The 12934-nt window shown below is 41.7% G+C and carries 10 protein-coding genes and 2 pseudogenes; 6 read left to right on the top strand and 6 right to left on the bottom strand.

Annotated features, from left to right (window positions below):
- Positions 1-608 precede the first annotated feature (608 nt).
- Positions 609-896 (bottom strand): Mo-dependent nitrogenase C-terminal domain-containing protein, encoded by a 288-nt coding sequence (locus RMY32_RS31435; RefSeq protein WP_322713555.1) that lies wholly within the window; start codon positions 894-896, stop codon positions 609-611.
- A gap of 382 nt (positions 897-1278) precedes the next feature.
- On the opposite strand from RMY32_RS31435, the gene RMY32_RS31440 reads away from it, so the two are divergent.
- The 3 genes from RMY32_RS31440 (at position 1279) to RMY32_RS31450 (ending at position 4955) form a co-directional block, all read left to right on the top strand.
- Positions 1279-2181, top strand: a complete 903-nt coding sequence (locus RMY32_RS31440; protein WP_322713556.1) for an ABC transporter permease — start codon at positions 1279-1281, stop codon at positions 2179-2181.
- Positions 2182-2549: 368 nt separating this feature from the next.
- Positions 2550-3362 carry a DUF3598 family protein gene (locus RMY32_RS31445; protein ID WP_322713587.1) on the top strand — a complete coding sequence of 271 codons (813 nt, stop codon included), beginning with the start codon at positions 2550-2552 and terminating at the stop codon, positions 3360-3362.
- A gap of 72 nt (positions 3363-3434) precedes the next feature.
- Positions 3435-4955: a BamA/TamA family outer membrane protein gene (locus RMY32_RS31450; protein WP_322713557.1), complete on the top strand. Its 1521-nt coding sequence runs from the start codon at positions 3435-3437 to the stop codon at positions 4953-4955.
- 186 nt (positions 4956-5141) lie between these two features.
- Here RMY32_RS31450 and RMY32_RS31455 read toward each other — a convergent pair.
- Positions 5142-5525 (bottom strand): annotated as a pseudogene (locus RMY32_RS31455) (ISAzo13-like element transposase-related protein); the annotation flags it as partial.
- Positions 5526-5812: 287 nt separating this feature from the next.
- Between RMY32_RS31455 and RMY32_RS31460 the strand changes: the two are divergent.
- The 3 genes and pseudogenes from RMY32_RS31460 to RMY32_RS31470 all read left to right on the top strand — a co-directional run.
- Entirely contained in the window at positions 5813-6172 is a 360-nt protein-coding gene (locus tag RMY32_RS31460) for a hypothetical protein (protein ID WP_322713559.1), read from the top strand.
- A gap of 99 nt (positions 6173-6271) precedes the next feature.
- On the top strand, positions 6272-7093 hold the full coding sequence (locus RMY32_RS31465) for a hypothetical protein (RefSeq protein WP_322713560.1): 822 nt from the start codon (positions 6272-6274) through the stop codon (positions 7091-7093).
- 119 nt (positions 7094-7212) lie between these two features.
- Positions 7213-7508, top strand: a pseudogene (locus RMY32_RS31470) (ISAzo13-like element transposase-related protein); the annotation flags it as partial.
- A 509-nt stretch (positions 7509-8017) separates the two neighbouring features.
- Here the strand turns inward: RMY32_RS31470 and RMY32_RS31475 are convergent.
- The 4 genes from RMY32_RS31475 to RMY32_RS31490 all read right to left on the bottom strand — a co-directional run bounded on the left by RMY32_RS31475 (position 8018) and on the right by RMY32_RS31490 (position 12922).
- Positions 8018-8695 (bottom strand): hypothetical protein, encoded by a 678-nt coding sequence (locus RMY32_RS31475; protein ID WP_322713561.1) that lies wholly within the window; start codon positions 8693-8695, stop codon positions 8018-8020.
- 335 nt (positions 8696-9030) lie between these two features.
- Entirely contained in the window at positions 9031-10209 is a 1179-nt protein-coding gene (locus RMY32_RS31480) for an ABC transporter permease (RefSeq protein ID WP_322713562.1), read from the bottom strand.
- A 70-nt stretch (positions 10210-10279) separates the two neighbouring features.
- Positions 10280-11551 (bottom strand): efflux RND transporter periplasmic adaptor subunit, encoded by a 1272-nt coding sequence (locus RMY32_RS31485; protein WP_322713563.1) that lies wholly within the window; start codon positions 11549-11551, stop codon positions 10280-10282.
- A 156-nt stretch (positions 11552-11707) separates the two neighbouring features.
- Complete coding sequence (locus RMY32_RS31490) at positions 11708-12922, bottom strand: glycosyltransferase family A protein (RefSeq protein WP_322713564.1); 1215 nt, start codon at positions 12920-12922, stop codon at positions 11708-11710.
- Positions 12923-12934 lie beyond the last annotated feature (12 nt).

A 12934-nucleotide genomic window follows, 5' to 3' on the forward strand; every position in this document is an offset into this window, starting at 1 on the left:
TTATACCAATTTAATGTGAAGTTGCACATATCTTGATCCCCCTAAATCCCCTTAAAAAGGGGGACTTTGATAGATGTTTTTCCGGTTCCCCCTTTTTTAAGGGGGGTTAGGGGGGATCGAATTCTATGCAGCTTTATAAAAAATTGGTATGAGGTCAAGATATTAGCTAGGGGTTAGGTCTTTGAGGTTCTATTGTTAGCAATAATACTTTTTAAATATTCCCTTAGACGTAGTACCAATCTCCAAAATAATTATTGTGAAGTCACGTTGCACCATACTTGGAGCGATGCTTTTATCGAGGCTGACATCATTAAACAGTACTTTTAAATGTGAAATTGATTGTCATAGCAATTTTCTATGAAGATGCACTTAATTATTTTGGGACATAGCGAATTATCTTCAGAAAACCTCTGTGTACCTTTGCGCTAACCTCTGCGTACCTTTGCGTTGAAAAAAAGCTAGGATTTGGCGCAGCTTTACAAAGAAACGAGCTCGGTCGTTTATCAGCTTATTTCTGATTCATATCTGATTGCAACTAGGATTCCTATACAATTTTTCTTAATAAAAAGATTTCTCCAATCAATTTTTTTATTTATGCAAACCAATGTTTAGCAATATTTTCTGGCATCTTCACCACATTCATTGACTAAATATAATAAACACTTAAAACGAAGACCAACTATCTGTTCATAAAGGGGGTTTAATTTACACATAGGTGGAATGCGAAGTAGAGTCCGACCGAAAACTTTAACAGTTCTTTCAAAAGGGCAATTGGAAGGAATTATTTTGCACAATAGTTTGGCCAGATTAGAATTATGTATTTCTACGGACTCAAGCTGAGAGCGGATCTGGTTTAATAAGATATTGTCCAAATTGGCTTTGTTTAAGAATTTCATGGTTTAACTTTCCTTCAATTAATCTGTTTCTCCTATAAATTACTCCGATATTTAGAGAAAAACATAGTATAAATACCAAACTATTTTCCCTCTTCCTAGAGGTCAAGTTTAAATAACAGTAAAATTGCTGATAAACCAGAACAGCTAGCCAATTATTATCAATAACTGTTAGAGGCAATAGTGAGTATATCTGTGGCAAATGGTATAAAAATCGGGTAAATGGTCAAGATAGCAGGACGACAGAAGAAAGAAGTAGCAATAGATAAAAGCTGATATATTGGCAAACTTTGCACTATTGACTATAAATAGTGGTGTTATTGACGCAAAGACGCAAAAGCTGAACTTAGTGCTTTGGCGTTAAGTTCAAATTTTGAGGTGATGTGTGTTTAAATCTTTCACGAAACTTGACTATTTGCTAAAAGAAACTTTCCTCGGTTTACTGCGGGGGGGTTGGATGAATTGGGCCGCTGTCAGCACTGTGACGGTGTTACTGTTTTTATTCGGCTTGAGTCTGCAAACCTCTTGGCAAGTCGAAAAACTTCTTTATCAGTTTGGTAGCCAGCTAGAAGTATCAGTTTATCTCGAACCGGATACGCAAATCGAAAGTATTGAGCCACTAATCGCTAAAATGCCAGAGGTAGCGGCGATAAAAACCGTTACCAAAGAAGAAGCTTGGACTAAGTTAGTTAAGGAAATGAGAATTTCTGATATTGAAGGTGCTACCCAGCAGCTAGGTGAGAATCCTCTAGTTGATGAGATGAAGGTGAAAGCACGTAATTCTCAAGTTGTACCAACCTTAGCAACACAGTTGGCTAAATTACGAGGAGTCGAGACGGTGCAGTATGTGGATGAAGCAGTTAAACGCATTGCCCAGTTGCATCGGGGTCTGAACTGGATTACTTTAACAATTACAATGATTCTGACTTTAACAGCGATCGCAGTGACTACCACCACAATTAGGTTGATTGTCATGGCGCGTCGCCAGGAAATTGAAATTATGCAACTAGTGGGAGCAACTTCTGTTTGGATTTACCTGCCGTTTATTTTACAAGGAATTGCCTTTGGTTTGGTTGGTGGTGCGATCGCTTGGAGTTTCATTTCTGTGATTCAACAGTTTCTCGGTAAGTTGCTAGTCAATCAACCTGAGTTTATCCAAGTCATCACCAACAGAGTGCAACTCACTCCAGCAGAAATTTTATTATTGCCTCTGATTCTTTTGAGTTTCGGTGCAGGTGTAGGATTAATGGGGAGCTTATTTGCTGTCCAACGTTTTGCTAAAAGATAGTCATTGGTCATTGGTCATTTGTCCTTTGAACTCGGAACTTCAACCTCTGAACTCGGAACTTCGACTTCTGAACTTGGAACTTCGACCTCTGAACTCGGAACTTCAACCTCTGAACTCAGAATTTTGACCTCTGAACTCGGAACTTCGACCTCTGAACTCAGAACTTTGACCTCTGAACCCGAAACTTTGACCTCTGAACTCGAAATTCCCAAGATTTTAAAAGAATAACTGAAGTTTTGCTTGAACGAATATGAAATTAAACCTATATATCAACTTAACAGGGCTAATCAAATGACAAATGACCAATGACAAATGACAAATGACCAGTGACAAATGACCAGTGACAAATGACAAATGACAAAATCACTATGAAATCACAATGGGAATGTTTTTTGCAAAATCTCGGTATTTGGGAAGGTTCATTTACTAATTTTTCTCCCCAAGGGACACTTTTAAATGATACTCCTAGCCGTCTTTCACTAGAAGGTTTGAACAATAACCAGACAGTGCGTTTAACTCTATGCCGTTCTGGACGAGATGATTTAGTTAAAGAATATAGTTCTCTGGGGCGAAGTTTACTATTTTTTGAAAATGGTTCCTTCTCTGAAGGTGTAATTCAGCTAGGGCCATTTTCCGAATTTGGTGGAGAACTCGCTTTGGTTCATGAAAATCGCCGCTTGCGTCTGGTGCAACTGTTTGATAATACTGGTGAGCTAAAGGAATTAATCTTAATTCGAGAACATCTAGCTGGAACCCCAGCAGATGAACGTCCAACTTTACAGATAAATGATTTGTTGGGAGAATGGCAAGGCCAAGCAGTGACAATATATCCAGATTTGCGATCGCCTGATACTTACTCTACAATTTTCAAATTACAACTTGATGATGCTGGGCGATTAATTCAAAGTACCTCTTTTGCAGAACGCACTATTACCTCAACTGCTACCATCAAAGACTCCATTGTTCTCTTTGACCAAAACCCCCAAAAGCAGGTACAAGTATTGTTTTTACCAAATGGCGCTTCTGCAACTTCACCTGTCAAAGTGCAGTTACGCCAACCATTTTTTCTGGAAGTGGGGTGGTTAATTCAGCCAAACCTGCGCCAACGGATGATTCGCAGCTACAACGATAAAGGCGAATGGGTTAGCTTGACATTAGTCACTGAAGAAAGGAAGCTTTGATATCATGTCCGCTTGATTACTTATCAAATATTTAACTGTTGCCAAAATGTGGGTAATGACAAAGCTTTATTTATGTATATTCAAATAGCTGTAGTTGCGATCGCATTTATCTTAATAGCTGGAGAAAATCTAGAGGCCGTTGCAGACACGCAATCTTCTACTGAAGATAGCCCTAGTAGTATTGTGGCAACAAAACCAACTTTAGAAATAGAGGGAGGATATGCAAAATATGGTGACTATATCGGATTAACTCCAATAGATAACCAGTCTGTGGAGTTTTCCCAAATTTCTCAAAGAATTGTCAAAGATATCCAGATTCGTTTTGTTAACAACAAAGATCGATTAGTCGATGAAAAAGGTCAGCCGATCGAAGGACGTACCCGAAAAGATTTTATCATTGGTCTGCTGAAACTCAAACCTGGTGAGGTATTTCGTGAAGATTTACTAGAAGCAGACTTGCAACGATTGCGGAGATTAGAGTCATTTAATGAAGTCAATGTTTATCGCCAAGAAGATGCCAATAGCGTTAATCTTATCTATGAAATCAAAGAGCGTAACTTCCCTTCTCTAATTTTCGGAGGCGGTAATAACGACGATGTTGGATTATACGGTCGGGTAGGTTATAGAGATGAAAATATCAGCGGTGTTAACGATAAATTAGATACAATTGTACAAATCAGCGGTAAAGATGTCCAATTTAATGGTCAGTTCATTAGTCGTTATCGTCCTCAAGAACCAAATCGCTTAGGCTACAGCATCAGAGCTTTTCGTACTCGTAATACATCGGGAACTTTCAACGACGATATCAGATTGTCTAACGGTGACAAGGTACGCGAGGGAAGGTTTGGCGGTTCTGTAGGAGTTTTAAAATCTTTTGATGAGTGGGATGCAGCTATAAGCTTGAATTATACCAGAATTAGCTTACGCGATCGCGACTATAACGTTACACAGGTCGATAGATTAGGGAGTCCTTTATCTCTTAGCGGTACTGGTATTGATGACTTATATACAGTATTATTTTCTGTATCCAGAGATCGACGCGATCGCCGAGAAAATCCGACTCAAGGATCGATTCTCACTCTTAGCACAGAACAAGCAATTCCGATTGGATTGGGTAATATTTCTAGCAACCGCCTTCGGGGAGATTATATTCAGTATTTACCAGTCAGTTGGATCGGTAATGGTAGACCAACTGACAATCCAGAAATGTTGGCGATTAATTTCCAAATTGGTACGATTCTTGGAAACTTTCCACCAGCTGATGCTTTTAATATTGGTGGACTAAATTCTGTCAGGGGTTATGGTTATGGAAAAGTTGCCAGTGGTCGGAGTTATGGTTTAGCTTCTGTGGAATATCGTTTCCCAATTTCTTACTCAATCGGAGGAGTTGTTTTTACTGATTTCGCCTCAGATTTCGGGTCTAGCGAAACCGTGCTAGGAGAACCAGGAGTGCTACGAGATAAACCCGGAAGTGGCTTTGGTTACGGCTTCGGATTGCGCGTCAAGTCATCCTTTGGACTGATTCGAGGTGATTTAGGAATTAGCGATCAAGGAGAACTTAGATTTGAACTTACAACAGGTCAGCGATTTTAACGAGTGGCAAAAAAGCCCTAGAAAACTACTGAGGATTGCTTGATACAGCAAAATTCACAATTCCGGAGTAAAACTTAATTGCTATTGCCTATACTTGCGCTGTTTTAAGAATCGCGCAGAAATAAATTACCTATTTGCTGAGGATGAAGAAAGATTCAAATCGTCTTGAGGTATGATCCGATAGTTCTATTCCCCATGAAACTCAAACTTCTCCAAGTAGACTTTTGACAGTTCCCGATCACTGATTCTTATTCCTTTTTGATATTTGTGTTTATTAAGTAGAGCTTTAATTGTCAGTTTTTTATTAGTAGTAGTGTTACCAATCAGGTTAATCACTACCTCTTGACTAGTCAATGGTCTGCCTCTCCAGTTTTCTGTAAGATGGCAGAACATACAGTGTTCTATCTTATTCCACTTGCTTGTACCTGGTGGAAAATGTGCAACTTTAATTACAAGTTCAAATTCGTTGGCAAGTTTCTGGATTTGGGTCTTCCATAACCTCAATCGATACCCGTTGCTACCGCCACAATCTGCTGTAATCAATAGCTCTGTTGCATTTTTGTACACGAGTAATATTAGGTTAGCCTTACCTTTGTCAAACTATTAGGTAGGTTATTCAAGCGCGATTAAAGAATCGCTTTATTTCTGAACTGACTAACCTCACATAGGTCTTTTCTGAATTCGCCAACAGTGTCCTCGTTACTTTTACCCCAAGAAAGTCTGGCGTTGCTGAATTAGGGGATGATATAAAGAAACGTATATTTCTTTGACAAACTGCGTAAATCCCCAGCTAATCTCAGATATATCAACAAATCGTTTCTGATTAAGTCTAATAAGTTCATTATTAGGAGTAGTTTATGTCATCCTCTTTGTTTTTGACTCTCCTCGCTTCGGCAAATCTTGCAACCACATCGCCTTTTGTTATCGACGTTTCAATTCAAAACGGCGGCACAGTACAGCAAGAGCACGCGATGCACCTGCTCGACAGCGAATTGAAGGCGCAGTTGCCTTCAACTGGATTTGCATCGAATCTGGGCGATAAGCTTAACAGCATTTCTACCCACGGGCTAGCTTTGAGGCCCTCGTTTATACGAGAAGGCTGCGGATATTTCGCACAAATCCAAGTCCCTCGCGACATTCATGCGACAGTATCCAAATCTGAAGTTGCTCTTTCAAAAGCAAGTGCCGTTGATATTTTCCAGGCAATCTTTGGCTAAAAGGTGGAGAGGGATCTTCTAGATTTCCCTTCACCCCTCACACCACCATTCGTACTTCTGGTATGCGGCGCTTAGTTCAGAATTTAGCTGGAGATATGGATGTTACACTATCTAATCCCAAATAGAGGTTGTGAATGTTTACTGAAGGAAGAAAAGTTCAATTTGTTGTCAAAGTCTCAAAATTCGTGGCGGCTCCCAACCCTCGCAGAACATCAACTCATTTTTTCCGATCAAAAGTCGGGATCGGCTCAAAGCTGGTCGGCAGAAGCAAGCATTGGTATCTTTCGTATTCCAGATATGACATTGAAAATATTTCAAAAGTATTTGCCATTATCGCTCTCTTCTCCCCAAATCTATCCACAGGAATACGCGGATCTGCTGCAATTCTATACTATCGAGAATCTATTGCCGATTCTGAAGGAAGCTATAGCTGAATGGCCAATGAATGTGAGTTCTTTAGAGTTGTTGCGAGTCCATACCGCTCCCCCAGGAATGCAAACTATTACATTAGAATCACCAGATCCAGAAAGATGTCTCTTAGTTGGTATGCATATGGATAGTATAGACGCACTTCCACTCCGGAGCCGTTACAAAGCAAGAAGCCGATTGTGTATCAATATTGGCTCTGAGACTCGTCATCTGCTTTACATTAATCAAACAATAGAAAAGTTATTTGCCTATCTACCCGTCCATGAAACCAAACAAATCGCGAAATATTATCGCGGACAGGAAGTTGGTTATGAGTTTATGAAACGTAATCCGTATTACCCAGTCATTCGCTTAGCACTCGCTCCTGGGGAGTGCTATATAGCACCTACAGACAACTTGCTTCACGATGCGTCAACTGTGAATAAGTCTTACGTGGACATTAGTCTGCATAGCGTCGGTCATTTTCAGGTGGATAAATCTGCCATTTGGTAGCTACCAGGATTGAAGGCGTTGGAGCGCTTTCGGGGAGACAAAATACCCTAAAAAGACTACAAGAGAAAACAGGACTTAGGCATCTCTGATAGGTTAAAAAAATTATTTTTCACCAAGTAACAAGCAAGTGGAATAAGATAGGACACCGTATGTTATGCCATCTTACAGAAAACTGGAGAGGCAGACCACTGAGTAGTAGAGAGGTAGTGATTAACCGGATTGGTAACACTACTACTAATAAAAAACTGACAATTTAAGCTTTAATTGATGAATACAAATATCGAAAAAGCATAAAAATAAGCGTCGGGAACTGTCAAAAGTCTACTTGGAGAAGTTTGAGTTTCATGGGGAATGGAATTATCGGATCAGACCTCAAAACGATTTGAATCTTTCTTCATCCTCAGCAAATAGGTAATTTATTTCTGTGCGATTCCTTATATGGTTGTAATTATTGTCAAATGGAACTCCAAAAATATGTTGGTCGTTTGAAAGAATTAAAGCGATTACACTGCCGACATAGTGCCTTTTGGATTAGTTTGTACGCCTTATGTGAATTAAAAATGCCCAAGCTATAGCAAGGGTTTCAGGCTATAGTTTAGCCAAGATGTTTAGCCATGTTGACGTATTTACGCCTTTCCAGACTGCAACTCACATAAGCCGTTTTATATAAACAACTTTGAGTGGGAGCAATGAAGTTTTGGTCTGATTTAGCTTATGATTTGATGCGCTTAAAGCCCCGTAAACTACCCTATTTTCAGAAGGGTTTACGTGCTATGACTTTTATCTAATCTGTTTTATAGCCTCTTTGTCACCCCTTAATCTCACTTTCCTTGAAATCTGCTGTAACACACTCAGGACTATTTCATTCTAAAAAGCTGCTTGAGTGTGTCTAGTCCAAAAGGACATAATCAAGAATATTGAAGATTAATTGCACATTTGTAACGTGCGGCGATCGCTAGCTGCGATCGAATTTAACCGATAAAAGTCTTGCAGAGCCAGGGAATAAGCATAAGAATTTGACTCATCCTCACCAACCCGGGGCAGTCTATTGCTTGTAGCTACCTGATTCGATTGTTCAGAACTGGCTTCATTTGACGAACTATTAACCGTCATCGCCAACTCTCCTGATGGGTTGATTGTACCCTGAAAGCAATTTAACTCTGATTGGGGCATATACAACGCACCCTTTACCTTGTCTTGCTGCTTTTGAAATATGATATAACCTTGACCAAGCTGGTTTGGCTTTGGGGATTGACCATAAAGGTAAATCCCATCTTTTACAGGAAAACTTCCTTTTGGTAAAACTCTGGCGCTTTTTATAGTTCCCCCATCGCCTGGAACCAGCGCTGTGATTGTAGGTACTGTGTTTCCGCCTCCAGAAGCCGCATTCAGTTGACTTCTTTGATCTCGAACTTTTCTCAGCTGCGACAAAAGAGAGTTTTCGGAGGTTTTGTGAATCTGAGCCGATGATAATCGAGAATCTGTAAATGATGTTACTTGAGTTTGCTTGGCTAGAAAGCCCAAACCGAGAAGTAAGCCTAAGCCCGCGAGGGGAATTCCCCACTTTCGGGGAGATAATAACTGATGAAGGTTGTTAAGCACCCTACTTCTCCTGTTAAAAAACTAACTAAGTTCTCTAGAACTTACTTAAATCATCACCAAGTCTTAATTGTTAAAGACTTTATCCACGACTTATATTACTGTTGTCCAAAAAAGAAAACTGTCAAAAACAAAAGTTTTTATTGGATTTGGTTCTACAATCTTAGATTACCATCAGTTAGAGTCTTTATAACAGAGGGTAGGAGGCAGTTCTTGCTGGGGCAGGAGTCAGAAGGCAGGAGTCAGCCACCTTTAAAAGCATGAGATAAAAGTAAGAAGAATTGTATCTGGCTACACTCTACTCAATATACTTCCTGCCTCAAAATGTAGAAAAAAACTTATGAGCGCAAGGCTTTTACTGGATCGATCTGGCTAGCCCGCACGGCGGGAAGCAAACTAGCTCCCACCCCCACCAGTAGCGCTGAACCCACTGCTAGCACTGCAATTCTGCTATCAAACTTATAGGGCAAGCTAAAGGTATCGGTAATTACAACAGTCAATCCATGCACTACTCCTAGAGCCGCTGTTCCTCCTATTAAACTTAAAAGCATCGCCTCTAAAATAAATTGCAGCATGATTTCGCGTTGGGTTGCACCTATGGCCCGTCTCAAACCTATTTCAGCAGTTCGTTCATTTACAGAGGCAATCATAATATTCGCAATTCCAACACCGCCAACCAAGAGCGCGATCGCTCCTACTGCTGTTAGACCTTGAGAAGCCATCTCTAGAGTTTTCTGCTGCTGTATAATATCTGATACATTATTCCAAAATTTAAATTTGTAACCTGGAAATCTTTGTAACAGTAACTCCTCTGCTTGGTGGCTTAACTCATCCACATCTGCAAGTGCATAAGGGCGCATTTGGATGCTCCCAATGTCGCGGCTACCAGTCGAAGCGTTGTAAATAGACATCGGCACATACAGTTGACCCGCCGGAGGTGCATTTTCACTTAGAATAGTTGCTACCACCCCGATAACGATATAGGGTCTGTCCCCAGCATAAATCAGCTGCCCTACAGGTTCTTGCTTTTGAAAAAGTTGTTCTGCCAGTAATTGATCGATTACGATTACCGGGCGGTAGTTGGCAAAATCTTCAGACGTGAAAAACCGTCCTGATACTAAAAATATCCCTGAAGTCAACAAAAAATCTTGAGAAACAGGTGACAAGGTTGGAGTAAATTCCTTGTCCCGAAATATAGTTGGTGTAGAACCAGCCCAATTAAAAGAACTGATCGCTTGCAAGCCCACCATTCGCTGTCGTAAGAATTCCATATCTTCCAACTTGAGTTGGGTAGCTTGACCACCAGAATCCCAATTTGGATAAACTGAAACTTGAGGCGCGCCTCGTTTTGCTAATTGTTGAGCGATCGCATCTCGGCTAATATTACCAACCTGAAGTGTAGCGCTGACAGCAGCCACACCCATAAATACTCCTAGAGTAGTCAGAGCAGAACGCAAGGGGTTTCTACCTAAAGAGTGAAACGTAATATTTAATAAGTCAAAACCTGAAAGAGCCATAATAGTTGCTTTGCTCTAGCTTGGGGATTGGGCAGAGGGGCAGAGGGGCACAGAGGCAGAGGGGAAAAACTTACTGCAACTTCTCCCCTGCTCCCCTGCTCCCCTGCTCCCCTGCCTTAACTGGCGTTCCTGGCTTGAGTTCCGACTCAACGGGCGGCAGTATAACTTGTTCGCCGGGATGCAAACCAGAGGTTACTTCTACATTCATTAACCCCTCCAATCCTAGATTAATGGTGCGTTTTTGGGCTTGATTTTGGCTATCCAGAACCCATACAAACGGGCGTGGTTGCGATCGCACAATTGCCTCTGTCTTCAAAACTACTACGTTCTGGCGTTGCTGCAACACAACTTCGACATTTACCCTGCTACCAGGGAGCAGTGTGCGAGTCGGGCTATCAAGCTCAACCGTTGCGGGTACTGTTGGTTGCTCTGATTGTTTTGAACTGCTACCATCTTGTTTTTGGGCTTCAGGGCTGAGTGCTTGAGGATACAAGCTTTTTACGCGTCCAGAGAATCTCCTTGCATTCGGCCCGATCGCATTAATGCGGGCAAGTTGGTTGACGCGAACTTGAGCAGCGTTGAGGGTAGAAAGCTGGAGTTTCACTAAAACTTTTCTGGGATCGCCCAAAGTGAGCAGATTGGTACGCAACTCGACCCCATCACCGTTTTCTACATTCACACCCAAAACTACGCCATTCAATGGTGCAGTGACAATATTATCTTGGAGTTGCTGCTGAATAAGTTGGCGCTCCAATTGCAAAGTCTGAATTTTCAGGGCGGTTGTACGTGCTTCTGCTTGACTATCTCGCAGGCTAGCGCGAGCAACGCGTACAGTATCTTCCTGCGTTTTGGCTTGTTCTTGGGCAATAGCTCCCTCTCGCACCAAGGGAGCAAGCCTCTGGAGTTGTTTTTCTTCGGCTGTTAGTCGTTCTTGGGCTTCAATAATTTTCTCGCGACTACGTGCTAGGTTGAGTTGCTCTTGTTGAATTTGTAATTGCTGATTGGTAAGAGCAACTTTTCGTTCGGGGTAGCGCAGGGTCAGCAGCACTTGACCAAGTTTTACCCTCTCACCAGGTTTTACCATGACTCGTTCTACCGCACCCTCTTTTGGGGACTTCAAGATTCGCTGTTCCCGTAACTCAACAGTACCGCTCTCATTGATTGTGGTTTCAACATTACCTCGTTCCACGGTTAACAAGCGTACTGCTACTGGTTCGGGAGGTTGATTCAGAGCTAAGAAGTAGGTTAGCCAACCGCCAGCACCGGCTAAAGCCAAAACTCCTGACCAGGCTAGCCATCGACTTGGGATATTAAATTTATCTTTTTCATATTTCCAGTTCATGACAACTCGATCCAGTGAGTTTGCAGTTAATTACAAGCAATAGACTTCTTGCAAAAGTAGGGAAAAGGGTAAGGGGGAAAGGGGAAAGGAACAATAAAAAACCTTTTCCCTTTTCCCACAAGAGTGCAAAAATTATTTTTGCAAGAGGTCTAATGTCTACGACCAGAGATCGAACACGACGAGACGACTGTTGTCCAAAACGCGGCAAAAATTTGAACTGAGATAATTTCGCAAACCAGAGTAATAATCAAGCCACCAGAAAGCGGGCCAGGCGATGACTATGAAACTTGCTCCCGTTTGACGCATTCGTTCCAGTTCCCGGATGGCAATCTCGTCATTCAGTGGCGCTCCCCAGTATTGACCGTCTTGTTCTAAAAAGGGCAGAGCATCGTATTGCGGCAGAATCTCGCAACTCCATTGATTTTCATCGACCAAAATCAAACGCTTGCCGGCGGGAATCACAGATGCAATTTCCTGCATAGCAATTCGTAGGCGTTCTGACCAACTCAAATTAAGTTCAGGTATCAGCTCAGACGTGAACTGACTGCGGCGCATACTTATATGCAACAGGCGCTCTGCTAGCCACTGACGATAAGATGCATCCTCTGCACGCGGCGACTTTAACAAATAAGCGATCGCATCAGTACGTTCTGCTACCACAGCTAGCGAACCTGTTCCCCCTGGAGAGTGGAAGCTAACCTGGGAATCCTGTTCAACATGGAACCGGACTTGAGCCAGTTCTTTAGCAATAAAGAAGAAATCGAATTGCGCTGCCATCCGCAAATATAGATTTAAATCTAGCAAGTATTTTGTGTGAGTTAGGTCAAAAACGCCAACTGCATTCAGTGCATCAGCGCGAAACATAACTGCTGAGGTACGCAAAATCCATTTTTGCCCATCAACAATTTGATGAATGAAGTCTAGACCGGAGATTAGCCCTTCTGGTAACTTATCTGAAAGTTCTGTACCTGTCAGATGCAGCGTTGCACCGTTAATGTCAATAAACCCAGCTTGGGCAACCGAAAGACCAACACGTGGATGATTGTCTAATGCTAAGACAGATTCACGGATGAAGTTGGGTAGCAGAATGTCATCGTCCGACAAGATGCTGAGATAAGGGCTAGAATTTAGCTCAACAGCCAGCTGCCAATTGCCAAAGATGCCAATATTGGTTTCGTTGCGGACATAAGTGATTCGTGGATCTGCGAATAAGCGGACAACCGCCTCTGTATCATCGTCAGAAGCATTATCCAATACAAGAACTTGGTAATCTCGATAGTCCTGTGCCAATGCACTCTCAAGGCTAGCTTTTAGTAACTCCGAGCGATTGTAAGTTGGGATTGCGATCGTAACTTTGCTTTCAGGTTTCATATTGTTTGGTAA

Origin of the sequence: Nostoc sp. ChiSLP03a (assembly GCF_034531215.2) — a bacterium.
GTDB lineage: Bacteria > Cyanobacteriota > Cyanobacteriia > Cyanobacteriales > Nostocaceae > Nostoc.